Here is a 26,813-nt window from a genome sequence, read left to right as displayed (position 1 = left end):
GATTTCTCACGTTCCCGAGCATTCGTCACGGAAGAAGTCACCATCTTTGATCATGAGAGCGATGGCAATACTTCGACGCACCGGCGTCTCAGCGTAGGAGGTGCCAAGATGAAAATCGGAATTGTAGGTTCCGGCAATATCGGCAGCACAGCGGCTCGTCTGTTTATAGAAGCCGGCCATGACGTGGCGGTCAGTAATTCGAGGGGACCTGACACGTTACGGGCCTTGATCGTTGAACTTGGAGTGCGGGCGCGTGCACTCACGGTAAACGAAGCGGCACGTTTCGGGGACGTCGTGCTGATCGCTATTCCCTTCGGCAAGTATAAGGATCTTCCCGCCGAAGCCTTGACCGGCAAGATCGTCATCGATGCCGGAAATTATTACCCTGAACGCGACGGCCATTTCGCCGCATTGGACCTCGGCAAGACGACGTCGAGTGAGTTGGTAGCTGAGCATCTCCCCGGCACCAGAGTCGTGAAAGCGTTTAACACGATCTACTACAAAGACTTGGCAGAACAAGGCGACACGAACCTGTCGCTCGAAAATCGCCGAGCTATCTTCATGGCCGGGGATGATCCAGCCGCAAAAGCCACTGTCGCTCGGCTGATCGAAGAAATCGGCTTTGCTCCGATTGATTTAGGCGGACTCCACGAAGGTGGCCGTCGGCAACAACCGGGGACACCGGTGTACAACAAGAATTTAAACCAGCGGCAAGCAGAGACTTTCGCTCATGCGTGATCGGCTCTTACGATCCGCTGATTACGGACATGAACCTCGTAAGCGTCGAGATGCGACATGCGCCTTTACTTCCTACCCTGCTGACAACGACATGATGTAGAGAGGAAAGATGGGAATCGAGGCGTCACGAGGCATCGGCAGAGAACTGACTCAACAGGCGCTGGCGGGAGGGGATGTCGTCACTGCGTTGATCCGACAGGCGGCAGCGACGGCCCAGCGCCATGAACGATTGACGGTGAAGACATCGGTGTACTGACCGACTTGAGGGGGGTCATGGCGGGGAAGATCTCGCGCGCCAATGTCGCGGACTCCATGCTGCGCCGGCTGGAGTCTGTTCAGTACCTCTGGCAAACACCCATGGTGACTGTTAATAGCGGCGATACCAGCGCGACGCAAGGTTATAGCAGGAATTTTTTGCCAAGAAGCACGCCCAATCGAATCGAAGGAGGGGATTGCCATGCCGAACCATCCCATCCGCGTGTTAATCGTCTATCACTCCACGCCGGGCCACACCAAGCGCATGGCTGAAGTTGTGGCGGAGGGTGCAGAGTCTGTCGAGGATACGGATGCCGTCGCCAAATCGGTCGATGAAGTCCAGCGGACTGACTTCAAGGACTGCGATGCCATGATCCTAGGCTCGCCGGTTCAGCAGCGAACCATGAGCTGGCAGATGAAGCGCTTTATCGATCAGCTTTGCGAGCCGAGCTGGTTCTTCGACGACCTCGTTGGTCGGGTTGGCGGCGTCTTCACCACCGGCGGCGGCTATGGGGATTGTGGCGGAGGATGCGACTTGGCCCAGATCAGTATGCTGGCCAATCTCGCATCGCTGGGGATGGTGCTCGTTACGTTGCCGAAGACCACGCCAGGCTACGACACTGCCGGCATGCATTGGGGGCCCCACATCCGCACGAACGACGCCAGCTTGCAGCCGATCTTGCCCAGCGGCATGAGTCCGGAAGGCCTCAAAGCCGCTTTCCACCATGGTGCAAACATCGCCCGAACGGCAAAGGCCTTGCGCGGAGCGAGGCTCATGGCCCAGGGCAATATCGTGCCTCCGCCCGCGATACGAGCCAAGCGCGCGCGGCTGGAGAATCTTGAGCCTCAAGGGCTCCCACGCTGAGCCGTGATCTGAGGAGGTCGCTCATGAATGAGCCACGAACAGATCAGCCGGTTCTGGATCATATTCAGGAGTTGGTCGCGGATGAGCGGTGGCTGTACGGACGGCGCGGCGCTGGCCGTGCTTTCCGACGCCGAGCGGCGCGGCTGAACACCATTGAGGTGGAACTGGATCAGTGCTGGGATCTGCTGCGGCAACGCCGCGGCTTGTGCGACGCCGGACAAGATCCTAGCGAAGCGCACGTTCGGCCGTCGGAAGTCGTTGAGGATTATGAGCAGTGACAGGTCACGTGATGAATTCCGCTGAATGGCGAAAACTCCCCTTGTTCGCCGGTCTGTCCGAGGAAGAGAACGGCTGCCTGGAACAAGGTGAAGAGATTCATGTGCCGGCGGGTGAAATGGTGGCGCGTGAAGGGGCGCCTGCCGACTACTTCTACGTCATTCTCGAAGGGGAGATTCGGGTCAGCAAAATATACGGCGGTCAGGAAGTGGTGATGGCCGTCCATACGGCCGGGAAGTTTTTCGGTGAGGTGCCGCTGCTGCTCGATATGCCGTACTTCGTGGACGGCCGGGCCAGGATTGCCTGCAGGCTGTTGCGCTATTCCAAAGAACGGTTTTGGACCATGATGCGGATGTGTCCGTCGGTCGCCACGGAGATTCTCCGCACGATGGCGGCGAGGCTCCGAGGCCTCGAAGGATTTTCGCAGCAGCGGGAAAAACTCGTGTCCTTGGGCACCATGGCAGCCGGCCTAGCCCATGAGCTCAATAACCCGGCCTCCGCCGCTCGCCGCGCTGCGTCTGAATTGCGCGAAGCGGCCGCTCGATTTCCTTCCCTCGCCTGCCATCTGAACAAACGACAGTTGTCGCCGGAACATGCCGACGCGCTGGCTCAAGTCCAACGGGAGATGGCGTCGCATCCTCGGCCATCGGGCTCGTTGGACCCGCTTGCCCGCAGCGATCGTGAGGAGCACATGGCCGATTGGCTGAAGCGGCGTGGGCTGGCGGACGCTTGGACACTCGCCGGAGTGTTCGTGACTGCGGGGCTCGATACGGCCTGGCTCGAACAGGTTGCTGGCCGATTTCCGGCAGACGCCCTGGGAGACGTGCTGGGATGGATCGCCGGCACGCCCACGTTGGAAGACCTCGTCCAGCAGGTGGATCACAGCACCACGCGTATCGCCGAACTGGTGAACGCGGTGAAGGCCTATTCGCAGGAGGGGCGTGCGCCGCTTCAAGAGGTCGACATCCATGAAGGGCTGGACAGTACGTTCACGATGCTCTCGCACAAACTCAAACACGTCACTCTGACCCGTGACTACGATCGGACGCTTCCGCGCATCCGCGCCTATGGGAACGAGCTGAATCAGGTCTGGACCAATTTGATCGACAACGCCATCGACGCCGGCGGCGATCGCGGAGAAGTGCGCGTCCGTACCAGCCGCGAGGATGACCACGTGGTGGTGGAGATTCATGATAATGGAACCGGTATTCCCAAAGACATCCAGCCCCGCCTGTTCGAGCCGTTCTTTACGACGAAAGGCGTCGGCAAGGGCACGGGACTGGGATTGATCATCAGCTACCGAATTGTCACGGACCGCCACGGCGGCGAGATTGAGTTCAGCTCGAAGCCCGGCGACACGACATTCGTCGTCCGCTTGCCGATCAAAATCAACGGCGCGAAGCAGAAATCATAGGAGTCGATCATGAAGCTCGTGCAGGAGTTTACCTATCAGGTGATTGCGACGCAGCCTCGCGTGATCGGACCGGGAACACACGGAACTCGTCAGTACTATGAACTGACAGGCGGAACCGTGAAAGGTCCGCGCTTGAACGGGAAACTGGTCGGGACAGGCGGCGATTATATGCTCGCGGGCCAAGACGGATACCTCAACATGGATGTGCGTGTCCAGATGAAAACGGATGACGGCGCACTTATTTACATCCGTTACCATGGCCCTGTCGAAGCGAATGAGAAATTGCAACAGGCGGCTGCAGCATCGGGACAAACCGCCTTTGAGGACCAACGCATACGTTCGTACTGGGTCCTCGAGACAGGCGACCCGCGGTACCTGTGGGTGAATCGCACGGTCTTTGTCGGTGAAGGTCGCTTGCTGTCCGGCGGTCCAGGGCTGTTGGGCATGGAGCATCGAGTATATCGTCTCGATTGAAAGGTACTACCGGCGCTCCACTCGGCGAAAGGCATTGGGACCCTGTTATATGGGACATCCTCATGAAGCCCGTCCTCTTCACTATTGATGACGACCCCAAGGTGCTGCGTGCCGTGGAGCGCGATCTGCGGCGAAAGTATGCGGAAGACTATCGCGTCCTTCGTGCGGACTCCGGCGCTGCCGCCTTGGAGGCACTGAAGCAGCTCAAGGTGCGCAATGAAGCAGTGGCTCTGTTGCTGGTCGATCAACGCATGCCACAGATGACCGGCGTGGAATTTCTGGAACGCGCGATGGAGTTGTACCCGGAGGCGAAGCGCACCCTCCTCACGGCCTATGCCGATACCGATGCGGCCATTCACGCCATCAACCACGCGCAGGTGGATTACTACCTCATGAAGCCCTGGCATCCGCCGGAGGAGCGGCTGTATCCGGTGTTGGATGATCTCCTCGATGACTGGCGGGCGTCTTTCCGGTCCCCGTTCGAGGGCATTCGCGTCATCGGCCATCGCTGGTCGCCGCAGTCCCATCAGCTCAAAGAATTCCTCGCGCGCAACCAGGTGCCGTATCAATGGCTGGATATCGAACGGGAGCCGGATGTTCCAGTCTTGTTGTCCTCTGCTCGTGTGGGCGAGGAAGACCTGCCGGTCGTGCTCTTTCCGGACGGCTCGTCCCTGGCCAAACCGACGACCGTTCAACTCGCCGAGAAGGTGGGGTTCCGTATGAAAGCGGAGCAGCCCTTCTACGATTTGATCGTCATCGGAGCCGGTCCCGCGGGACTCGCGGCGGCCGTCTATGGCGGGTCCGAGGGGCTCCGTACTGTATTGATCGAACGCGAGGCGCCGGGCGGACAAGCGGGGATGAGTTCCCGGATCGAGAACTACTTGGGATTTCCCTCCGGGCTCAGCGGGCAGGATTTAGCCCGCCGCGCGGTGACGCAGGCGCAGCGTTTCGGGGTCGAGTTCGTGACGTCCCAAGAGGCCGTCGCCCTGCGTGCGGACGGGCCGGCGCGGATCGTGGCGCTGGCCGATCGGAGTGAGGTCAGCGGGAAAACGGTGTTGATTGCCACGGGCGTGTCCTACCGGACGCTGAACGTGCCGGGCATCGAGCGTCTGACGGGAGCCGGAGTGTACTACGGAGCCGGGATGACGGAGGCTCTGGCCTGCGCAGGCGAAGACATCTATATCGTAGGAGGAGCCAATTCTGCCGGACAGGCCGCGATTTATTTTGCCCGGTATGCTCGGCAGGTGACAATGCTGGTGCGAGGCGAGTCGTTAGCCCAAAGCATGTCGCATTATTTGATCGAGCGCATCAAGCAAACGTCCAATATCGTGGTCGAAACTCAGGCGGCGGTGGCCGAAACGATAGGCAATAGTCGCCTGGAGGCGCTCATCATCGAACAGACCAAGACCGGAGAGCGGCGGACGGTTTCGGCGGGATCGCTGTTCATCCTCATCGGCGCGACGCCGCATACGGAGTGGCTGGCCGACGTGGTCCGCCGCGACGAGCATGGGTTTATCCTGTCGGGGCCCGATTTGATGCGTGATGGGTGTCTTCCGCCGGGCTGGCCTCTCGCGAGACCGCCATATTTATTTGAAACCAGCGTCCCGGGAATTTTTGTCGCCGGCGATGCACGGCACGGATCGATCAAGCGCGTCGCCTCCGGTGTCGGTGAAGGCACGATTGCACAGAAAATGATCGAGCGCTACCTGGACGAAGTGTGAAGAGGCGGAGCGGCCTCGACAATCGGATGAACCGCCATGCATGACGTGATTGAATTCCTGATCCGGCACGGACAGGCCGTGCTCTTTGTGACGGTCTTTGCCGAGCAGATCGGTCTGCCGATTCCCGCTGTTCCGGTCCTGCTGGCCGTCGGTGCGCTGGCCGGCGCCGGAAAACTGAACCTCGCGCTCGTCATTTTCATCTCGGTCGCGGCGTGTCTGGCCGGCGATGTTGTGTGGTATGAGCTGGGTCGCCGTCAAGGCCGACAGGCGCTCAATCTCCTCTGCCGCATTTCCTTGGAGCCGGATTCCTGCGTGCGGCGAACCGAGAATCTCTTCACGCGCCACGGCATCCGTGCGCTCATCTTCGCCAAGTTCGTTCCCGCCCTCAGTACGCTGGCGCCGGCGCTGGCGGGCCTGTTCCGGATCGGCGCTCGACAGTTCCTGCTCTACAACGGATTGGGTGCGCTGCTGTGGAGCGGTTCCTTTATCGCGTTCGGCTGGCTCTTCAGCGATCAGATCGAGTTCCTCGCAGAACGGGCCGCGCGCTTCGGTGAGTCGGCGGTCCTGCTGCTCGGCGGGCTCTTCGTCGGCTATCTGACGTACAAATTCCTGCACCGACAGTGGCTCTTGCGCGAGTTGCGGATCGCCCGCATTACTCCGGAGGAGCTCAAGCAACTGATGGACGACGGCCGCAGCGTGCTGGTCGTAGATTTGCGCGGGGCTCTGGACCATGAGGCTGATCCCTATACGATTCCCGGCGCGCTCCGCATTCCGTCGGAACAGTTCGAACATCGCCACCACGACATTCCCAGGAATCAAGACATCATTCTGTTCTGCGCCTGCCCGAACGAGGCTACTGCCGCTCGGATGGCGCTGCTGTTGAAACGAAAGGGCATTGCCAGGGTGCGGCCCCTGGCGGGCGGGATCGACGGATGGCGCGAGCGCGCGTTTCCGCTGGAGTCCCGTCTTCCGGGCGGCGAGCCGGTTGTCACGCTGTGAGAATGGACGGGCAAGACGGATCCGCTCACGTCTCAGCCGAATGCAAGGAGGATGACGATGGCGAGCAAGCTTAAGATCCCTAGCGCCATGAGCACGACGCGACCCACCTGTCCGTTCGGATCGCGTTGCTGCTGAAAGAAAGGGGATTGGACCATGCCGCATCTCTTCGAACCCTTCACGCTTCGCGGGGTGGTGCTGCGCAATCGCGTGGCCGTCTCACCGATGTGTCAGTACTCGAGCGAGCGCGGCTTCGCCACCGACTGGCATCTCGTGCATCTCGGGAGCCGCGCCGTGGGCGGCGCCGGTCTGGTGTTGACGGAAGCGACGGCGGTTCTGCCGGAGGGACGCATCAGTCCGCAGGATTTGGGCCTCTGGAGCAACGACCACGTCGAACCGTTGTCGCGCATTGTGCGCTTCGTTCACGAACAAGGCAGCGTCGCCGGGATGCAGTTGGCTCACGCCGGGCGCAAGGGCAGCACCTATCGTCCTTGGGACGGCCATGGCGCGGTTCCCGAAGCAGAAGGCGGCTGGCCGGTGCTGGCGCCGAGCGCACTGGCCTTTGCCGACGGTTATGCCGTCCCCGAGGTGCTCACCGAGGAGGGTATCAGGGCCGTGGTGGCAGCCTTTGCGGCAGCGTCGCGGCGCGCCTGCGAGGCCGGCTTCCGGGTCGTGGAACTTCACGCTGCGCACGGGTACCTCCTGCATCAGTTTATCTCCCCGCTCAGCAATCGTCGTCATGATCGCTACGGGGGGTCGTTCGAGAACCGGACGCGCCTGGTGCGCGAGGTGGTCGAGGCCGTCCGCAGCGTCTGGCCCGAGCGCTGCCCACTGCTCGTGCGAATTTCCGCGACGGATTGGGTGGACGGCGGGTGGGATCTCGAACAGTCGGTTGAGCTGGCCCGTCAACTCGGGCCGCTCGGCGTGGACCTCATTGACTGTTCCTCCGGCGGCATCGTGCCGCAAGCGAAGATTCCCGTCGGCCCCGGCTACCAGACGCCTTTCGCCGAGAGAATCCGGCGCGAGGCCGGGATGCCGACCGGCACAATCGGCTTGATTACGGCACCAACCCAGGCCGATCACATCATCCGCACCGGACAAGCCGATCTCGTGCTGCTGGCCCGCGAGATGCTGCGTGATCCCTGCTGGCCGCTACGGGCTGCGCGCGAGCTGGGTCATGCCATCCCCTGGCCGGTGCAGTATCTGCGGGCCGCTCCGGAAGGCACCCAGGCCCGTTCGCCGGTGAACCTCTCGCGACTTGAGCGCTGCTTCGCCGAGCACCACGCCGTCGCGGCACAGGGCGCAGGCGACAAATAGAGGGTGCGCAGCGGCTTATTAGGATAAAGGAACAGAACAGATGGCTGATCGCATCGGATTCATCGGGCTGGGGAATATGGGGCGGGCAATCGCCGGCAACCTCCTTAGGGCCGGTTACCAACTTCGGATTTACAATCGCACGGCGGAGAAGGCGACACCGTTGGTCGCACAAGGAGCCACGCTGGTAGATCATCCCGTCCAAACGGCGGAGCGCGGCGGAATCATGCTGACGATGCTGGCAGACGATCAGGCTGTGGAAAGCATCGTGTTCGACGAAGGAGGAATCCTGGAACGCTTGGGTCCCAACGGTATTCACTTGTCCATGAGTACTGTGTCCCCGGCGACCGCGCGCTGTCTCGCTGAACACCACGGCAAGTATCAAGTCGCTTACGTTGCGGCGCCGGTCTTCGGGCGGCCGGAAGCGGCGGCGGAGCGGAAGCTCTGGATCTGTCTCTCGGGTCCGCAAGCCGCCAAGAATCGGGTACAGCCGATCCTGAGCGCGCTGGGGCAAGGCACCTACGACTTCGGGGAAGAACCGGGAGCGGCCAACGTGGTCAAGCTGACCGGGAACTTCCTCCTGGTTGCCGCGATCGAAGCTCTGGCCGAAGCGATGGCGTTGGGAGAGAAGAACGGCATCGATCGGGCTAAATTAGCGGCCCTGTTCGGCGAGACCCTCTTCGCCTGCCCTGCCTACCGGATCTATGGAGACGCGATCGCGCAAAAGCGCTACAAGCCTGCCGGCTTTACAGTCGCGCTGGGCTTGAAGGACGTCAACTTGATCTTGCAGACAGCGGGGGCCAGCACGATGCCCATGCCCTTGACGAGCCTGCTGCACGATCGTTTTCTGTCGACGGTCGCGCGAGGTCGGGCAGACCTCGACTGGGCGGCCGTCGCGCTGGGCGTGGATGAGGAAGCGGGATTGCCGGTGAAGGACACTGCCGAGTTTTGAGAGTTGGTTATGCAATCATGCCGCATGGACGTCCTGTCCACCGTCTTGCGATGTCACAGACCGGACGTGGATGGAGTCATGAAGGGTCGGACTGCCTTCTCCGAGCGTTCAATCCCCCCAGCGGTGCATGGCCTCGACGATCGGTTCGAGGCTGCGACCCAATGGGGTCAGCGAGTATTCAACTTTGGGAGGGACTTGAGGATACACGGTCCGGTGCACGATTCGGTCGCGCTCCAGTTCCTTAAGTTGCTGCGTCAGCATTTTTTGCGTGATGCCGTTCATGGAGTGCAAGAGATCGGAAAACCGCATGGTCTTTTGAAGCAGGAACCAGGGGATGACCACCTTCCACCGCTCTCCGATGACGTGTAGGGTGATTTCAGCGGGACAGGACGTCGGCATCCGTTTCATAGGGCAGCTCCACGGAGAAGATCCATAGTTACCAAATGGTGCGTTCTTCCCATCTCGCGGATCGATGTTATCTCAGCCTGGAAGCCGAGACAATGCCGATCGGCAACGGCAAGCATCTTTTAAGGGAGGAAGCCATGACGCCAACGAAATTGCAACCACACGTCGATATCAGGCGAAGCAGCCAACGGTTCCACACCCGCATCAGTTGGCTCGATTCTCATCATAGCTTCAGCTTTTCTAACCATTACGATCCCCGCAACACGCATCATGGGCTGCTCCTCGTGAGCAACGATGACGTGGTGCGGCCCAATACGGGGTTCCGCACCCATCCTCATCAGGACATGGAAATTGTCACGTGGGTGCTCGACGGTGAGCTGGAGCACAAAGATTCGGAAGGCAACAGCGGGATCATCTATCCGGGGTTGGCTCAGCGCATGAGCGCCGGTACGGGCATCTGGCACTCGGAGATGAACCCCCAGAGCGACAAAGAGGTCCACTTCATTCAGATGTGGGTGCCGCCGGATACGGAACGTCTCAATCCTGGTTATGAGCAGTTGGACATCAACCAAGAATTGGAGCGAGGAGGATTGATCCCTATTGCCTCGGGTCGTGACCATAAGGCCGCGATCTCTATCAAGCAACAGGGGGCCGTGCTCTGGGGCGGGCGGCTGAAACCGGGAGAATCGGTGCAGGTGCCCGATGCGCCCTATGTGCACCTGTTCATTGCCAAGGGCAAGGCGGACCTCGAAGGAGCCGGTCCGTTGGAGACAGGCGATGCCGTTCGTCTCACCGCAGCCGGTGCTCGACGCCTGACGGCGGACGCCGGTATGGGAGCGGAGGTGTTGATTTGGGAAACCAATCAGGACCTAGAGGCTTGAGAGCGGTAGACGCCCAGAAACGAGCGGCTGACAACCATGAATAAGGGAGAGACTCATCATGAAAGCCGTAGCCGTCGTACCACGAACGCGGGACATTCGGATTGTCGACCATCCCGAGCCCAAAATCGTTACTCCCGTTGACGTCAAACTCCGTGTGTTGGAAGTGGGCGTGTGCGGGACGGATAAGGAGATCAGCTCGTTCGAGTATGGCACCCCTCCACAAGGGTCCGACTATCTTGTCCTCGGACATGAATCACTCGCGGAGGTGGTCGAGGTCGGCCCCGAGGTTGCGCACTATCGGCCTGGCGATCTCGCCGTCGCGATGGTGCGACGCCCATGCCGAGAGGCCCACTGTCTTCCGTGCCGTGCGGGGCGCCAGGACTTCTGCTCGACCGGAGGATTCACCGAACGGGGCATCAAAGAGACACACGGGTTCATGACCGAATTCGTCGTCGAGCAGGAGCCATATCTCATCCCCGTGCCCCGCGCCCTCCGGGAAGTCGCGGTGCTGGTCGAACCGCTCACTATCGCCGAAAAGGCGATCGCCCAATTGAAGCTCGTACAGCAACGGCTCCCCTGGACCTGGCCCCCGCCGCACGAGAGGCCGGTGGGTTCGGCGCCGAATGCGGTCGTCCTGGGGGCGGGCCCGGTCGGGCTGCTCGGTGCGATGGCGCTGGTGGCCGCCGGATTCAACACCTATGTCTACTCTCGTTCACAGCTCCCGAATCCGAAGGCCGAGGTGGCGGCGGCGATCGGCGCGACCTATGTCTCCTCCGAGGCCGAATCGGTGGACCAACTGGCGAACCGGATCGGAAACATCGATGTCGTCTTCGAGGCGGTGGGCTCCTCCGAGCTCGCCTTTGAGCTGATCACGGTCTTGGGGACAAACGGCATCTTCATCCTGACCGGAGTGCCACGCCTCCGGGCCCCCGCTCCCGTGGAGACGGATCGCATCATGAAAAACCTGGTACTGAAGAATCAGCTCCTCCTGGGCACGGTGAACGCGGGGCGCGACACGTTCGCGGCGGCGGTTCAAGACCTTGGAGCGTTCATGAGACGGTGGCCCCAGGCCCTCCGGTCGCTCATCACCGGGCGATATCCGGCCGAAGCCTTTCGGGACGTCGTATCAGGACGCACCGGAGGAATCAAAGAAGTGATCACGATGGCCTAGGTGTGATGAGCGGGACAGTTGTAGAGGAGATCGACGATGCGCAAAGCCAAGATCGACAACCATGAGGCGCACCGTCTCGCGGAAGACGCCCGCCTCGAGCGAATGGCCGGCGAGCCGGCTCTCCGGCTCGCCTCCCTCAAGAGGTGATAGATGAAAGCCCTTTCTTCAGATTGGATCGATGTCTCCATCCCCTTGCGAACCGGCATGGTGCACTGGCCGGACAACCCTCCGGTACGGATCGAGCGCACACAGGATATGGAGCGGGGAGATCACGCGAATGTCTCGGTTCTTTCACTGGGGTCACATACGGGGACCCATATGGATGCCCCGCTTCATTTTGTCCGCGCCGGACTCAGTCTCGATGAAATGCCGCTCTCGGCGGTGATGGGTCCCGCTCGGGTCATCGAGATTCAAGATGTTGAATCCGTTAAGTCGGACGAACTCGTGGCTCATCACATTCATCACGATGAACGCATTCTGTTCAAGACCCGAAACTCCTCACGTTGTTGGGAGACCGACAATTTTCTGGAAGATTTTGTCTACATTTCGCAGGAGGCGGCACGCTACCTCGTCGCTTGTGGTATCCGAACGGTTGGAGTCGATTACCTTTCGGTCGGTGGATTTAAAAAAGACGGGCCGGAAACTCACCACGTCCTACTGGAATCTGGTGTGTGGATTATCGAGGGGCTCGATCTCAGGGGTTTAGAGCCGGGGCCATACGACTTGATCTGCCTCCCGCTCCGTGTGGAACGCAGTGACGGTGCTCCGGCCCGCGCGATCCTGCGCCCACGTGCGTCCAATGAGGGAGAGCCTTCACAGCCATGAAACAGGGAGATTCATCATGAACATCGCGTTGATCGGTGCCACTGGTTTTGTCGGCTCGGGAATCTTGCGGGAAGCCTTGACTCGCGGACATGAGATCACAGCACTTGTGCGAGATCCGGAGGGGCTCACGCCGCATCCGAGGCTCCGTGCCCAAAAAGCCGATGTCTATGATGTTGCCGACGTGGCACGTTTGGTGGCAGGTCATGATGCCGTCATCAGCGCCTTCAATCCGGGATGGAGCAATCCGGACATCTACAATCTCCAGCTCAAGGGGACACGAGCCATTATCGACGGCGTGAAGAAAGCCGGAGTGAAGCGACTGTTATTTGTGGGGGGCTCGGGCAGTCTTGAAGTCAAACCAGGAGTGCAGGGCGTGGACCTTCCCGGTTTTCCTGAACAGTACAAACAAGGGGCGCTTGCCACCCGTGAAGCTCTGACCATGCTTCGTGAAGAAACAAGTCTGGAATGGTCGGTTCTGTCCCCTTCCGCCGATCTCTTCCCCGGTGAACGGACCGGTCAGTTTCGGCTTGGAACGGATCAGTTACTGAGAGATGCGAACGGCGAGAGCCGGATCTCGATCGAGGATTTTGCCGTGGCGATGCTCGACGAAGCGGAGCGTCCGGCTCACGTCCGGCGGCGCTTTACTGTGGGCTATTGATGAATGGAGAAGATGGACGATGGCAGTGGATGGTTGACGCAGGACGGCGGCCGGTGATCACGCCTACCACGAAACCTGTCGATGGTCGACGTGGCGGGACCAACGCGAGCATCCTTGCGAAGAACGATCGGCGTCACTGATGGCGGTGCGAATGAGCGCCGTGATCCGTCTTGATGCGTATGGGTGTGGGCATTCTTCATACCGGCATGAGAATCGGCATGGGTGTGCTGATGTTCATGCTCATGGCTGTAGGTGAATAGACTTGCCGTGCATCACCTCCAGCAGGAGGTTCATCAATCGGGGATAGAGGGGATGCGCGTTCATGAGAACGCCCATCCCCTGGCAGAAGGAGAATTCAGTAGGCCTTGCTGAAACCGGCCTCACCGTCGTAGTTCCACAGCTTTTGCGCCGCAGACCATTCCCATTTCTTGCTGAGCTGGACCAGGAACTCGCTGACATCGGCGTCTTTGATATCCTTCGTGGCCGTAAAACGGCACCGGTACCAATTGACCATCAAGAGATCCGGGCTGACGAAGCCCGGCCAGACCTTGGTGCCCCTATTTGAGATGAATTCACATTTAAAAGGTCCGAATTCGCCGTCGGTGAACTTAGGAATCCCTTTATCCGTGATGATGTAGAGATCGGCGCCCACCAACTTGATGTCCTTCTTTTTCTTGGTCGCAATCGCGGTTTCCGTATATGTCGGCATCGGATCCTCCCTTACTTCCTCGCGGCGTTCATCTTGTCGATGATCGCTTGCGCATATTCGTCGGTCTTGGCGGTTCCTCCTACGTCGTAGGTCACTTTCTTTCCCTCCGTCAGCACTTCATACATCGCCTTCTCGATGCGGTCGGCTGCGTCCTTCTCCTTCAGCCAGCGCAGCATCATCACGCCGGAGATCAGGACAGCGGACGGATTGACCTTCTTCATGCCGGCATACTTCGGCGCCGATCCGTGCACGGCCTCGAAGATGGCACAGTTGTCGCCGACATTGGCGCCGGGGGCAAATCCAAGGCCGCCCATCAGACCGGCGCAAAGGTCCGTGAGGATGTCGCCGTAGAGATTCGGCAGCACCAAGCAGTCGAACTGGCCGGGGTTGCGCACGAGCTGCATGGAACAGTTGTCCACGATAATGTCGCCGGTCTCGATGTCCGGATACTTTTTGGCCGCTTCTCGGAAAGCTTCCAGGAACAGACCGTCCGTCATCTTCATGATGTTGGCCTTATGGACACAAAAGACCTTCTTCCGCCCATTCTCGCGGGCCCAGCTCAAGGCGAAGTCAGCGATCCGATACGAACCAGGCCACGTGATGACTTTCAAGCACTGCGCGACTTCATCCGACACCATGTGTTCGATGGCGGCGTACGAGTCTTCGGTGTTCTCGCGGAAATTGATAATGTCGAGTTTGTCCCATGGACGCTTCAAAGCTGGAATCAGACGTACGGGACGCACGTTCGCGTAGAGGTCGAACACCTTTCGCAACGTGACATTGGCGCTTTTGTGCCCGGTTCCGATCGGTGTCGTCGTCGGACCTTTGAGCGCCACTTTGTTCTTGGCAATGTTCTGAATGGTCTTATCCGGCAGCAACGTGCCGTGTTTCTCCAAACAATCCAGGCCGATGTCTTCGTATTCCCACGTGATATCGACGCCGCTGGCGTCGATCACCATCCGCACCGCTTCGCAGATCTCCGGGCCGGTGCCTTCGCCCGGAATCATCGTCACGACATGCTGTGCCATCCTGAACCTCCCTTAAGCAGCAAGGGCGATCGGACCATCCGCTCCCCTCTTGTCGGGAAGGGTTGTGCAAATCAGATTCCACTCCACATGGGATGGAATGCGGAACATATAGATCCATAAATGAAAGTAATAAGAGGCATTGACAGCGCTGGTGTATATCATCCACATCCACACGCTGTGCGCCCACACTCTCTCCGCACAGGAGACCGTGCATGGGCGCTCATGACGTGGAACACATGCAAAGTCTTCCGGTTCGGGCTAGGAAGGAATGGGACTCATGGACCAAAGAGTTCCTACATGTGTCCAAGTTTGCGGAGCGTTTCCATGCCTCGTCCTTCATCCTGTGCACGGCCGCTCCGCTCCGCGATCGTCGTGATTCGGAGTTCCGAGATGATGTGAGGGATCGTGGAGGCGCATGACGGGACGGTGCCGGTACAAGGTACGCAGCCGAGGCTCCGATACCGCAGGCCGTTGCCTCGATCGAAATAGAGCTTGGGCAAGGGGATTTGTTCAAGGTCGAGATACTCCCAGATATTCAGCTCCGTCCAATCCAGTAATGGATGGACGCGGATATGGGAGCCGACAGGGAATATGGTATTGAATTGATCCCACAGTTCGGGGGGTTGGTCTCGAAAATCCCACTCCCCATGCTTGTCGCGGAGGGAAAAGTATCGTTCTTTCGCGCGGGTGCCCTCTTCATCGGCCCGAATGCCCAGAATGATCGCGGTCCATTTATGTTTCGCGATGGTTTGCTTGAGAGCGTCGATTTTCATCGCGGTGCAGCAGGTGACGCGTCCTTGTTGGGGTCCCATCCCTGCTGCGAGTGCCTCGGTATTCTGCCCCACGACCAGGTCGAGCCGCCATTCTCGGCACAACCGATCGCGATACTCGATCAGTTCGGGCATTTCATACCCGGTGTCGATATGGACCAACGGGAACGGCACATGTCCGAAGAAGGCTTTTCTCGCCAACCACAGCAGGACGGTCGAGTCCTTCCCCATCGACCAGAGCATCGCAAGGTCATCGAAATGCTTGTACGCCTCGCGCAGGATGTACACGCTTTGATCTTCGAGCGCGCGCAGATGTTTCATGGTCCTTCGTCAGGGCCCATTCAGTAGGCGGCCGGTTTCGAGAAGGTCTGGTTCGACACGAGATCCAATATATGAAGGTTGTCGAATTCCGCTGCCGCCGAACCGAGTGCAATCAGTCCGACCCGACCTTCCCGTGGAAGGACGGCGTCATCGACGGCGGCGACTTGGGCACCGTCGATGTAGACCGCCAGCCGACCCTTGTCGAGATGGAGAAAATTGATTCGTTGAACCCGCATCGTATGCCAGGGTTTGGGCGTGAGCTTAACCGTGACTTGTCCCAAGATGGTCGCCACGCCGTCCGTGACGCGACGTGTCGTGACAAGGCCGGTCATCGTCTGCAGCGCAATCGCGTAATAGTTGTTGCCATCTGTCACGGCAATGGCAATGCCGGCTTCAGTGTGGTCCTTCATGCCGGGCGGACGCACTTGGACGGTGACGTCGGGATAGGTGGTTCTGATCCCATCTGCGACGAGGAGTCGCACACAGTCTGGTGTCGGGCAAGCAGAAGAGCGGACCAGCCGTTGCCTCCCACTTGCTACCTCCGGATCGACCTGGACTTGCCAGAGTGCCGATTCCTTATCGCTCCGGATCGGCCGTACGAAACCCGTGGGGACCTGCCCTGGCTCGTCTTGATCGAAATTCCATCGCCAGAGGATGTCTTGCTTGGGTGGCGTGGCGTGCACCGATACGTCGAGCACTTCGAACGACCGCGGTGGGCTTGGCAGGACAATGGCGGTGGCCTCCGGAGTCAAGGCCTTGACGAGATCGTTGGCGACGAGCTGTTCCTGCAACCCCTTCGCCCCAGGAATCCGATCCAAGTCTTGTTTGACCTGCTGCATTCGTTGCTGAAACAGGTCCAAATTGCGCGGTATCGAGAGCGATTCGACCGCGACCTGTGCATAGTGCGCATGGAGTCTATCGTATGATTGAGTCAACAGCTCGGTAGCCTGTTCCGCTTCAGCGTTCGCCTGCTGCAGCCAGGGATGGTCATAGCGCCGTTCCCACGACACCCATTGGATGCGATCCCAGGCGATTTCAGTCAAGACCCTCCCGTACTCGGCCGTGCCTGCGGCGGTGTCGCGCAGCAACGCCTCATGAATACCGAGGGCACCGATCGGGTCGTTGTTCCATCTGGTCAACGTCCCAAGACGCCGGCGCTGCTCGGATGTCGCACGTTCCTGTTGCCCTAACGCCTCGTAAGAGGCCAGGGATCGATAGAGAGCGTCTGCCGCCGGCTCATACCCTTCCGAAACAGCGGTCAATTCCTGCCGCCAAGTTTGTGCTTGAATGGTCCAGTACAACTCTGCGATTCGCCGGAGCGACGCCTCGTCTTCCGCCGCTAGACCGCCTTTGGCAATGCCTTGTCTCACGAAGGTCTGGTAGGAGTCTTCACCGCGTAGCACGTGGGTAGCCACATGGTTGGGATCGATCAACAGCAGTCGGGTCAGCAATTCCGCTCGATCGGCCTCCGAGAGATGAGTGGCTCGGTTCAAGGCTGCCTGCATGACAGGCTCTGCTTCAGTGCGTTCCCACCACCGGACCGATCCGACGACGAGTTCACCCTTTAAGATCGACTGTTTGGGGTCGGCCTGGTCGAACTTCCGCCCGTTGTCCGGCCGTAGACCGTAGTGCGTCGTGGCAATCAGCGGGACGTCGGGCAGCACTTCGTTCATCACGGCCCGATCGGCGCTAAAACCGAACTTGCGCAAGCCAGTCACGACGATAAATCGAGCCACCACTTCACGGACGGGCCCGAAGCGGCGCGGGGCTCCGTTCACCCACCAGATTTCTTCCGGTCGAAGGGCGAGTGGCGCTGTGAGGGGATCAGGGTAGACGATCTTAATATCCACGGCCTGACCAGGGACCGACACGAGCGAGCCTTTCTTGATGTTCGACAGGGCCAATGGTTGCAACGGACTGGTCCGCACGACGGTCGTCTGAGGAACCGGAGCGTGGTCCTTCAGAATGACGGGTGGGGAAACGAAGACCGCCGGCGGATATTCCTTCCAATTCTCGGTGACTCGGTGCCGATCGTGTAAGAGGCCGAGCCCGACTCCGCGTCCGATGGCATCGAAGACGCCGGATTCACTCTGTTGAGTCACCATGTCGGAATGGCCGCGCACCGTATCATCCCAGCAACGTCGAGCCATCTCAGGGGTAAGGTTAGGTGAGACGCCTCTCGTCGATGTCCGCGCACGGCTTAGACAACCTAGGTCTGCCGCAGCCCACGTCTCGGTCTGGGACTGGGCGAATGCCTGGACATACTGCAGCACGAAGCGGGCCGCCTCATCGCTCGACTTCATCCGCGCTGATGCCGCGGAGCCCATGAGTGGACTGAAAACTCCGACTATTCCCGCTATAAGAAGTGCAAGTTGGGAAGTTTGCAATAACATGGTCCTTGGTTCTGTGCGGAACAACATTCTGACTCTGGAGACCAAACACCGAGAAATCTTGAAACCAGCATCGATGCAATCGGCAGTCCCAAGGTGAATTTTTGGAATTGCCTGGGATCAGATGAGACCTTTGAAGAAAATCAAGACGATCTTGATGTCAACTCTGGCAGGGGTCGGGAATCGTGAGACCAAGCGTGTATCGGCGCACCAATTGCGGTGCGAAGGTGCATCGGCGCTCAGTTATGGTTTGGGCCGCCGCCGCCGGTCGAGCATCCATCGGGTAATACCGAGATGCTTGGCGGCCAAGGATTTGTTTCCGTCCGAGCGCTGCAGGACTTCGCTGATGATGCGGTCCTCGAGATCGGCCAGAGATTCGCCGAGGTGGAATGACAGATGGATCCGAGAGGGATCCGCTGTATCGGAAAAAACGGATGGAACATGGACGGTCTCTCCCGTCGGTGTTGATGGGTTGCCTTGCACATCTGATGGAAAATGTATCGATTCAAGCGTATCTCCCGGGCAGAAGAGGACCGCGCGCTCCATGAGGTTACTGAGCTCCCGTACATTGCCGGGAAAGGTGTAGCGGCGCAGGAGAGCCTGTGCACTGTTCCCCAATCGACGGACCGGTTTTCTCAGTGATAGAGCCGACCGGGTGAGAAATTGTTGAGCCAGCGGAATGATGTCTTCGTGCCGTTCCCGCAACGGAGGTACGGTCAAGGAGACGACGTTCAACCGAAAATAGAGATCTTCACGAAACTCCCCTTTGGTCACCGCGTTCTTCAGATTGCGGTTCGTGGCGGCCATGAATCGAACATCGAAGGGAATCGTGGCTGATCCTCCGACCCGGCGCAACGTTCGTTCTTCGATCACCCGGAGGAGTTTCGCTTGGAGGGCCAGCGGAAGATCGCCGATCTCGTCGAACAGCACGGTCCCACCGTCCGCCATTTCGATCAAGCCGGTTTTTCTGCCCGTTGCGCCGGTAAACGACCCTTTTTCGTGGCCAAACAGCTCGCTTTCGAACAGTTCACGGGGAATCGAGGGGCAGTCGACTTCGATGCAGGGTTTATCGAGGCGCACCCCGTTAAAATGAATCACGCGGCCGGTGTATTGTTTTCCGGTTCCGGTTTCGCCCTGCAACAGCACCGTGACACGGTCGTTTTTCGCCAGTTCACGGACCTGCGCGAGGAACGCCTGAGTGACAGGGCTTTCCGCGATGACACGATCGAGGGCATAACGGTCGGTGTCTTGGCCGGTTTGCAAGCGAACTTGGCGTTGGAGCGTCAAGAATTCCACGGCACGTCTGAGCGCATGGTGCAGATCTTCCATGTCGATGGACTTGGCGACAAAGTCGAACGCCCCGAGCCGCGTCGCTTCCACCGCATCCTTCACGGTGCCCCTGGCGGTCAAGAGAATCACGAGCAAGTTGGGGGAGGTCTGCTTGACACGCTCGAGCACGTCCAAGCCCGACAGATTCGGCATCACGAGATCCAACACTAAAATATCCGGCTCGAAAGACTTCAGAAGGCTCAAACATTCCTCTCCGGACCCCGCCGTTTGGACGGCATATCCTTGGTCGGCAAGGCGCAGAGCGAAGGCTTCACGGACAGAGGCTTCGTCTTCCACCAACAGCAGTTGCCAGGTCATGCTACGGATCCCGTTTCAGGGGCAGCCACACCTCAACGATCGCTCCACTGTCTGGGGGGCTGCTGATCGTCAATTGTCCGCCGTGCCGTTCGACGATGTCATGCGTGATGGTCAGGCCGAGGCCGACGCCCTTGGCCTTCCCGTTCGTGAAAAACGGTTCGAAAATCCGTTGCAGGTCTTCCGGCTGGATGCCTTTGCCGGTATCGGAAAAGGTGACCGAGATGCCGGGACCTTGTTTGGCCGCGAGTGTCGCCGTGATCGCCAACTCTCCGCCGGTCGGCATGGCATCGATCGCGTTCATCGAGATATTGAGAAACGCCTGTTGCAAGTGGGCACGGGAGGCTTCCACCGCCGGGACCTCGTGGATGCTTTTCTTTACGAAGATCCGCTGTTTTCGAAGGTTCGGTCTCAACAGCGTCAACATATCGTCGATGAGGGATGGGAGGTCGCAGGGCTGAAGATCGAACGGTCGGGGGCGCAGTTGGCCTAAATGCGATTCCAACAATTCGTCGATGCGGGCCGCTTCACGTGCAATCAGCGCGCAGCGGTCTCTGGCGGAGCGGGGTAATTGTTCCTGTTCCGCGAGGTGAGTGGCCAGGCTTCCCAGTCCGATCAAGGGATTGCGGACTTCATGGAGAATGCCGCCGGCCAGTTGTCCCACCAATTTGACTTGCTCCGCGTGGCGCAACGCTTCGAGCATCTGCTCCCGCTCGCTGAGATCCGTCAGAATCGCCAAATAGAATTGCGTGGTCCCGTCGCGATCTTTGACGGGGCTGACACTTTCCCACACCAAGAACTCCGATCCATCCTTTCGGCGATTGACGAAACGATCCACAAACGACAGTCCCGAACGGATCGCCTGCCAGAGTCGTTCGTAGAATTCCGGTGGATGTTTGCCCGACCGCAAGATCGACGGACGTTGGCCGAGGGCTTCGTCGCGGGTCCAACCCGTCATCCGTTCCAATGCGGGATTCCACTCCAGAATACCGCCCTCGGTGTCGGTCAGCATGATGCCATCTTGCGCGTACCTGAACAATCGGTGGTAGAGATCTCGCTGGGTATCGGCGCGTCGTCGCCGTTCCAGGACGGTCGCCACGGTGTTGGCCACCGTACAGAGAAACTCAAGTTCCTTGACCGTGAAGTCGCGAACCGACTTGGAGTGGGCCGTCATGGCTCCGTACACCCGGTCTTCGACCAGCATGGGGACGCACATGCCGGCAATGCCGCCATGCTCCGTCAAAAGCTTGGACGGCGTGAACCGCGTTTCTTTTCGTAAGTCGCGTACGACGACCGGCAGTCGTTCGCGGATCGCGTAACCGGCTTGTGAATGGGTGCCGCCCTCGATCGTCAGTCTGCCGATGAGTTCCGGTTCAAGGCCGATTCCGGCCACCACCGCCAGGTGATCGTCGGATTCTCGCGGAACAAGGATCTTGCATAGCTCAAGCTCGAGGGCCTCCGCGGTATGTTTGACGGCTTCGCTCATCAGTTCCTGTGCCGGGGCGTCGCTGACAGCCAGGGTGCCGATGCGGGCCAGCACCGATTGGAAACGGGCGATCTGTGAAGCTTCCTGGGCAAGTTCCGTATGTTCGGTGACGTCTTGCAAGATCAAGAGCACGCCGGCTTCCCCATGGTAAGGAACGACGTTGAAGCGGCACTCATAGACGAGCGCTTGGCCCTGTCGATCGACGAGACGATAGTTCTTGCCGCCTTTGGTGCCGAGGGACTCCCGGTTCCAGGACATTGCATCGGTGAAAAGTTGGGTTCGTAACGCCGGGGTATCAGGGCCAGTCGGTGCGCCCGGCGCTTCAACCAGTTCGCCGAACTGCGCGTTTTCGAAGACCAGGATCCCCTTCGCGATGAAACAGAGGCCACCGTCCAAACAGTCGCTGACCCAGGCCAATATTTCCGCCGCCGCGATTTCGGGTTTGGCGTGAATCGAATTCTTGGAGTGAGAAGAGGACGTCGAGCGGTTTTTCACACGCGGCCTCCCTTGGGAGACAGACTCATATGTTATGGGTGCCTAGTATACCGGGGCCTTCGTGCATCGTCGAGTAAGCCAGGGCGATGCGAAATAGCGACCGGCACCATGACGAGAGAGAGCCGAACCCTCGGACGAACGTGGAGTTGGAGCCAGACTTAATGAATGGTAAAAGTCGAGACACTCATGGTAGAGAGAGCTATGGCTCGGCGTACGCTGGAAACCCTCTGGTTCGACAATACCTATGCCCGTCTTCCCTCGGCCTTCTATGCCCGATTGAACCCGACCCCGTTTAGTGCCCCGCCCTACCTCATCCATGCAAATCCATCCGCCGCCCAGCTGATTGATCTGGATCCGGAGCAATGTGCCAGGCCGGAGTTCGCGGCGCTGTTCGGAGGGAGTGCATTGGCGAAGGGGATGGAGCCGCTCGCGATGCTGTACTCCGGGCATCAGTTCGGCGTTTATGTCCCGCAACTCGGGGACGGGCGTGCGATCCTCCTCGGTGAGGTGAAAAACGATCGGGGAGAGCGATGGGACCTGCATCTGAAGGGTGGGGGAATGACGCCGTTCTCACGCGACGGAGACGGGAGGGCCGTGTTGCGGTCAACGATCCGGGAGTATCTGTGTTGCACGGCGATGCAGGGTCTCGGCATCCCGACCACACAGGCACTGTGCCTCGTCGGCAGTGACGATAAGGTATACCGGGAACAGATCGAAACCGGCGCGATGCTGGTCCGCATGGCGCCGTCCCACGTCCGCTTCGGTACGTTCGAAGTCTTCCACTATCGGAAACAGCATGAGCACCTGAAAACTCTGGCGGACTATGTGATCGACCGACACTTCCCGCATCTTCGGAGTATCGACGACAAGTATGCGCGCTTCTTTGCCGAGGTCGTGGAACGCACCGCGAAGATGATCGCCCAATGGCAGGCTGTCGGTTGGGCGCACGGAGTCATGAATACCGACAACATGTCGATCTTGGGCCTGACCCTCGACTATGGCCCATATGGCTTCATGGACGACTACGACGCAGGCTTCATCTGCAACCATTCGGACTACAACGGCCGCTATGCCTTCAATCAGCAGCCCTACATCGGGCTTTGGAACCTGAGCTGTTTGGCGCAAGCGCTGTTGCCGTTGTCGGACAAAGAGGCGTTGAAGGCAGGCCTGGAAACCTATCAGCCGTTGTTCGAGAGGGAGTATTTGGAACGAATGCGCGGCAAATTCGGATTGGTAGAAAAGCGAGCAGAAGACGATGACCTCATTCGAGACTTCTTGGGCCTCCTCCAGGACAGCCATGCCGACTATACGATTGTGTTCAGGGGATTGAGTCGGTTTTCTACGGCGGAAAGTTCGACGAACGACCAGCTGCGGGAGCATTTTCTTGACCGCGACCGTTTCGACGAGTGGGCGGCACGCTACCGGGATCGACTGCGGAATGAGGGCCGCCTGGACGACGAACGGCGTGACCGGATGAATCGTGTGAATCCCAAATATGTGCTGCGCAACTATCTTGCCCAAGTAGCAATCGAGAAGGCACAAAACAAGGACTTCTCCGAAATCGATCGTATTTTTTCCCTGCTGCAAAATCCCTACAGCGACCAGCCTGGTATGGAGGCGTACGCAGCTCCACCTCCTAACTGGGGCAAGCATGTAGCGGTCAGTTGCTCGTCATAATGAGAGCCGCTGCGGGAGGTACTCGACTCACTGTTTTGGTGGGTTCATAGAGTGCCTCCCGCTTTTTTAGCGGTGGTTCATCTTCCTCGTTCCGCGCTCCTCGGTGTCGTTCTCCAGCCATGCCGCTCTTCTCCATGTTCACCTTCGTCGTGATGCCATGATACCGTCATTTGAGCAAACGGCTTCACTCCCTGGCCTCTCTATTGTAAAGTGTCGGCGCTCAGCGAGTGTCATGAATCTTTGTTCAACAACCAGTTAGGAAGCCCCTGATGCGAGAAAGCCTATTGGGTGGGTTGAAGGTCAGACTCAGCGGTGGCTCCGATGGCCATGGCGGGGGCGATGGTCCGGTCGTCATGCTGCTCCATGGCTTCGGTGCACCGGGGGACGATCTCGTGCCGCTGGCCGATGTGATCGACGTTCCTGCGAATACCCGTTGGCTCTTTCCGGAAGCCCCGCTCTCGCTCAACATGGGATTTGGTGATTCTCGTGCCTGGTGGATCATCGACTTCGCACGCATCCAGCAAGATCGCGCCGCAGGTCGCGTTCGTGATCTGTCGGTGGAAATTCCTCAAGGTCTGGCTCTGGCGCGAGAGCGCTTCCTGGCTTTCCTCAGAGAGCTTCCGCAGCAGTTCCCGATCGACTACAAAAAAACGGTGATCGGCGGATTTTCACAAGGGGCGATGCTCACCTGCGATGCACTGGTCCACACTGACCATCCCTTCGCCGGCCTGGTGCAACTATCCGGTAACCTCCTGGCTCAATCCGTGTGGGCTCCTCTTATGCCGAGACGTAAAGGCCTGCCGGTCTTTCAAAGCCACGGGACGCAAGATGATATCCTCCCACATATCGGAGCTGAGCGACTCCGCGATGCGCTCACACAATCAGGGCTCGACGTGGAGTGGCACAGTTTTCGAGGCGGGCATGAGATCCCAGGGGAGGTGCTACGAACCCTTTCTACGTTTCTGAAACAAACCCTATCGTAACGCCAAGAGCAGGATTCGGCTCGGCTCATGCACAGAAAAAGGACAATTATCTCACAGTCTGTCACCTTGCTCGTGCTGGTATTGATGTTGGCCCCGCTCTTTGGGTGTTTCACGATACCAGAGGTAAGGAAAGTCTCGCCTCAAATCGTCACCAACGGATCTCCACTTTCTCAGAGGCTGGGAAAAGTTGGCATCAATCTCGCTGCTACAGAGATCACACTTCAGACGCCAACTTCCGAGGCCCTTCTGAAAAAGCAGTTTTGGAACCATTTTGCTCAAGGAAACACAGACGCTACGGACCTGTATTGGAAAATAGTCAGCCCCTTCGTGATTTTATTAAGCGGCTGTGCTGGTTCAGGCGCGCACTGTAGCAGCGGGACTGCAATCGTGAGTGCTCTTGGGATCTTGGCGGCCTCATCGGGTGGATTAGCTGTTGGGACCGTCAATGGAATTATTGAAACCTGGAAGGGCGACTATTCTGCGTCAGCTGCCAATGAGCTAGAAGATATGTTGCTCCACACCGTGGGGAAATCTAACGATGAGCTGAAGTCGGCAATTATGGCATCTTCACGGGACATGCTTTCTGAATATATAGGGAGGCAGGGTGAAGCAAGGGCTATCGAAGACTTAGAGAGGACCGCTCTTGTGCGAGTCATTCCCCCACCGCAGATGGATCAGGATAAAGAATTGGGGCCGTCAGGCTCACAGCCATGGTTGGAGGGCAGTGATTCACTCTTAGATGTGAGAATCCGGGAAGTGACATTTGCCGACAATAAGGGGTGGTTCAACTCAAAACTACGACTTCGAGTCCGCGTAGAAACGAGCATGTATCGAACGGGTGATGCGACGTTGATCGACAAAAGAGAGTACACCTGTGTCAGTATTCCGAGAACATATCAGCACTGGTCGCTGGATTCGTACAAGAATATCCGGGAAGAATTGGTCGAGTGTAACCAGTTGTTGGGGCAGCACATCGCCAACGATCTACTAGGAGCCGGTATGCGAAATGATCCCGGCCGAAAGGACCCGTTAATCCCATGACCAATTCCTTTGAGCTGAACGGGGCGGACGGCAAGCGCATCAAAGGCGATCGACGCGATGGGACAGACCGGCAGATTCTCTTCATCAACGGCTTTCTCTCGAAGCGCTGGGGGAACAAGAGCAAGGCGTTGGCACAATGGTGTCGGGAGAAGGGTTGGGGGTTCTGTTGTTACGACGTACGCGGGTTCGGCGACTCGGAAGGCCGGTTCACGGACTACACCCTCTCCGATTGGATCGCCGACGCGCGGACCGTCCTCACGATGCTGACCGGTGGCGACCATCTCACCCGCCCACCCCAGGCGAGTGTTTATCACCCACCCGCCCCACCGATGGCTTCGCCATCGATCACCCGCGACGCGCCTCCTCCCTCAGTTACCATCGTCGGCAACTCGCTCGGCGGCTGGATTGCCTGGCTGATAGCGCAGGAGTTCCTAATCGTGGAAGAACTCATCCTGATCGCGCCGGCGTTCAATATGATGGGCGAGCGAGCCAAGACCATTTCCCAAGACCGGCTGCATGACTGGCATACGGCGGGATGGATGCCATGGGACGATGACTCGCTGCACAAAGATTGGCCCTTGTCGTGGAGGTGGGTGGAGGAAAGCGAAGCCTATTGGACCAAGACGTTCGACAAGCTGCGTCCTGTGAAGACGGCGGTTCTTCACGGACTACAAGACGTCGTCATCTCCGTGGACGGCACCCGGCGATTCGCCAATGAACTGCTTCGTCGCGCTCCAAATTTTCCACTTGATCTCCGACTGATTCCCGGCGACCATCGACTGAGTAGCCCCGAACACTTGGAGCTGTTTCGCCGACTCGTGATGAGGGAGGTCTGATGCTGCTCGTGATTCATAAAGAATGCGGTGGCCCGGCGCTGGAAGAATCGCCGGTGGGCGAAGTCTGCGCCATTCCCGTGGATCGCTTCCCTTTTCCCTGCTTTACCTGCCTGGAAGAGATTGTTGATGAATCAGAGGTGCGCATATCCGAAGAGTTGGGGATCTAGCCGCACACGTCCGGCCTGTTATCGCGCAGCCTGCGGTAAAAACCTCGACCTTCACGGCTTCAAACGGAGATTCGATATCACCGCTTTGTGCACGGACGAGCAGCCCGGCCGGGAGAGCAGGGCGGTGATATCGCCATGTACGGCTTTCACATCTCGATGCACTCGACGGACCGCTTTGCGGATCGATACCACCCGGTTCCGCACAGCGCCTTGAGCAGTTCCCGACGCTTGCCATCAGTACCTGCCACAGCAGTTTATGAAAGGAAAAGTTGATCCTGGCCGCCCCTCGACCGGCAATACAGCATTGACCCGCGCGGTCGC

General features: G+C 59.0%; 23 protein-coding genes and 1 pseudogene. 17 read left to right on the top strand and 7 right to left on the bottom strand.

Annotation, left to right across the window (positions count from 1 at the left end; all coding sequences use genetic code 11):
• The first annotated feature begins 108 nt into the window (after nucleotides 1-108).
• From A4E19_09385 to A4E19_09345, 9 genes and pseudogenes are all read left to right on the top strand, one after another.
• On the top strand, nucleotides 109-738 hold the full coding sequence (locus A4E19_09385; GenBank protein ID OQW30599.1) for an NADP oxidoreductase: 630 nt from the start codon (nucleotides 109-111) through the stop codon (nucleotides 736-738).
• Between the two features lie 457 nt (nucleotides 739-1,195).
• On the top strand, nucleotides 1,196-1,858 hold the full coding sequence (locus tag A4E19_09380; protein OQW30513.1) for a hypothetical protein: 663 nt from the start codon (nucleotides 1,196-1,198) through the stop codon (nucleotides 1,856-1,858).
• A 23-nt stretch (nucleotides 1,859-1,881) separates the two neighbouring features.
• Nucleotides 1,882-2,136: a hypothetical protein gene (locus tag A4E19_09375; GenBank protein ID OQW30512.1), complete on the top strand. Its 255-nt coding sequence runs from the start codon at nucleotides 1,882-1,884 to the stop codon at nucleotides 2,134-2,136.
• On the top strand, nucleotides 2,133-3,548 hold the full coding sequence (locus tag A4E19_09370; GenBank protein ID OQW30511.1) for a hypothetical protein: 1,416 nt from the start codon (nucleotides 2,133-2,135) through the stop codon (nucleotides 3,546-3,548). Before A4E19_09375 ends, A4E19_09370 begins: the two co-directional genes overlap by 4 nt.
• A 9-nt stretch (nucleotides 3,549-3,557) precedes the next feature.
• Nucleotides 3,558-4,022 (top strand): hypothetical protein, encoded by a 465-nt coding sequence (locus tag A4E19_09365; protein ID OQW30510.1) that lies wholly within the window; start codon nucleotides 3,558-3,560, stop codon nucleotides 4,020-4,022.
• Between the two features lie 62 nt (nucleotides 4,023-4,084).
• The gene (locus A4E19_09360; GenBank protein ID OQW30509.1) at nucleotides 4,085-5,743 is read left to right on the top strand and encodes a fused response regulator/thioredoxin-disulfide reductase; all 1,659 of its coding nucleotides are present in this window, start codon (nucleotides 4,085-4,087) and stop codon (nucleotides 5,741-5,743) included.
• A 36-nt stretch (nucleotides 5,744-5,779) separates the two neighbouring features.
• Complete coding sequence (locus tag A4E19_09355) at nucleotides 5,780-6,742, top strand: sulfurtransferase (GenBank protein OQW30508.1); 963 nt, start codon at nucleotides 5,780-5,782, stop codon at nucleotides 6,740-6,742.
• A 153-nt stretch (nucleotides 6,743-6,895) separates the two neighbouring features.
• Nucleotides 6,896-7,981 (top strand): annotated as a pseudogene (locus tag A4E19_09350) (hypothetical protein).
• Between the two features lie 115 nt (nucleotides 7,982-8,096).
• A complete protein-coding gene (locus A4E19_09345; GenBank protein OQW30507.1) occupies nucleotides 8,097-9,005 on the top strand; it encodes a 6-phosphogluconate dehydrogenase in 909 nt (302 codons plus the stop codon).
• 108 nt (nucleotides 9,006-9,113) lie between these two features.
• Here the strand turns inward: A4E19_09345 and A4E19_09340 are convergent, their stop codons facing one another.
• Complete coding sequence (locus A4E19_09340) at nucleotides 9,114-9,413, bottom strand: HxlR family transcriptional regulator (GenBank protein OQW30506.1); 300 nt, start codon at nucleotides 9,411-9,413, stop codon at nucleotides 9,114-9,116.
• Nucleotides 9,414-9,547: 134 nt separating this feature from the next.
• Between A4E19_09340 and A4E19_09335 the strand changes: the two genes are divergently transcribed.
• From A4E19_09335 to A4E19_09320, 4 genes are all read left to right on the top strand, one after another.
• The gene (locus tag A4E19_09335) at nucleotides 9,548-10,291 is read left to right on the top strand and encodes a quercetin 2,3-dioxygenase (protein OQW30598.1); all 744 of its coding nucleotides are present in this window, start codon (nucleotides 9,548-9,550) and stop codon (nucleotides 10,289-10,291) included.
• A 58-nt stretch (nucleotides 10,292-10,349) separates the two neighbouring features.
• A complete protein-coding gene (locus A4E19_09330; GenBank protein OQW30505.1) occupies nucleotides 10,350-11,462 on the top strand; it encodes a hypothetical protein in 1,113 nt (370 codons plus the stop codon).
• 150 nt (nucleotides 11,463-11,612) lie between these two features.
• Entirely contained in the window at nucleotides 11,613-12,287 is a 675-nt protein-coding gene (locus tag A4E19_09325) for an arylformamidase (GenBank protein OQW30504.1), read from the top strand.
• 16 nt (nucleotides 12,288-12,303) lie between these two features.
• Nucleotides 12,304-12,945, top strand: a complete 642-nt coding sequence (locus A4E19_09320; GenBank protein ID OQW30503.1) for a 3-beta hydroxysteroid dehydrogenase — start codon at nucleotides 12,304-12,306, stop codon at nucleotides 12,943-12,945.
• A gap of 355 nt (nucleotides 12,946-13,300) precedes the next feature.
• Here the strand turns inward: A4E19_09320 and A4E19_09315 are convergent, their stop codons facing one another.
• From A4E19_09315 to A4E19_09290, 6 genes are all read right to left on the bottom strand, one after another.
• A complete protein-coding gene (locus A4E19_09315) occupies nucleotides 13,301-13,654 on the bottom strand; it encodes an isocitrate dehydrogenase (protein ID OQW30502.1) in 354 nt (117 codons plus the stop codon).
• Between the two features lie 11 nt (nucleotides 13,655-13,665).
• Entirely contained in the window at nucleotides 13,666-14,682 is a 1,017-nt protein-coding gene (locus A4E19_09310; GenBank protein ID OQW30501.1) for an isocitrate dehydrogenase, read from the bottom strand.
• Nucleotides 14,683-14,975: 293 nt separating this feature from the next.
• Nucleotides 14,976-15,773, bottom strand: coding sequence for a sulfate adenylyltransferase (locus A4E19_09305; protein OQW30500.1), 798 nt, complete (start codon nucleotides 15,771-15,773; stop codon nucleotides 14,976-14,978).
• A gap of 20 nt (nucleotides 15,774-15,793) precedes the next feature.
• The gene (locus A4E19_09300) at nucleotides 15,794-17,923 is read right to left on the bottom strand and encodes a hypothetical protein (protein OQW30499.1); all 2,130 of its coding nucleotides are present in this window, start codon (nucleotides 17,921-17,923) and stop codon (nucleotides 15,794-15,796) included.
• Nucleotides 17,924-18,406: 483 nt separating this feature from the next.
• Nucleotides 18,407-19,810, bottom strand: coding sequence for a sigma-54-dependent Fis family transcriptional regulator (locus A4E19_09295; GenBank protein OQW30498.1), 1,404 nt, complete (start codon nucleotides 19,808-19,810; stop codon nucleotides 18,407-18,409).
• A gap of 1 nt (nucleotide 19,811) precedes the next feature.
• On the bottom strand, nucleotides 19,812-21,788 hold the full coding sequence (locus tag A4E19_09290; protein OQW30497.1) for a hypothetical protein: 1,977 nt from the start codon (nucleotides 21,786-21,788) through the stop codon (nucleotides 19,812-19,814).
• A gap of 186 nt (nucleotides 21,789-21,974) precedes the next feature.
• Between A4E19_09290 and A4E19_09285 the strand changes: the two genes are divergently transcribed.
• The 4 genes from A4E19_09285 (at nucleotide 21,975) to A4E19_09270 (ending at nucleotide 26,325) form a co-directional block, all read left to right on the top strand.
• A complete protein-coding gene (locus A4E19_09285; GenBank protein ID OQW30597.1) occupies nucleotides 21,975-23,465 on the top strand; it encodes a hypothetical protein in 1,491 nt (496 codons plus the stop codon).
• Nucleotides 23,466-23,734: 269 nt separating this feature from the next.
• Nucleotides 23,735-24,448 (top strand): hypothetical protein, encoded by a 714-nt coding sequence (locus tag A4E19_09280; protein ID OQW30496.1) that lies wholly within the window; start codon nucleotides 23,735-23,737, stop codon nucleotides 24,446-24,448.
• A gap of 27 nt (nucleotides 24,449-24,475) precedes the next feature.
• Nucleotides 24,476-25,489, top strand: a complete 1,014-nt coding sequence (locus A4E19_09275; protein OQW30495.1) for a hypothetical protein — start codon at nucleotides 24,476-24,478, stop codon at nucleotides 25,487-25,489.
• Nucleotides 25,486-26,325 carry a hypothetical protein gene (locus A4E19_09270; protein OQW30494.1) on the top strand — a complete coding sequence of 280 codons (840 nt, stop codon included), beginning with the start codon at nucleotides 25,486-25,488 and terminating at the stop codon, nucleotides 26,323-26,325. The genes A4E19_09275 and A4E19_09270 overlap by 4 nt, the downstream gene beginning before the upstream one ends.
• The last annotated feature ends 488 nt before the right edge of the window (nucleotides 26,326-26,813 follow it).

The sequence above is a fragment of the Nitrospira sp. SG-bin1 genome, from assembly GCA_002083365.1.
In the GTDB taxonomy this organism is placed as follows: Bacteria; Nitrospirota; Nitrospiria; order Nitrospirales; family Nitrospiraceae; genus Nitrospira_D.
Note: the sequence above shows the minus strand (reverse complement) of the source record. Positions and strands in the feature narration are given on the sequence as shown.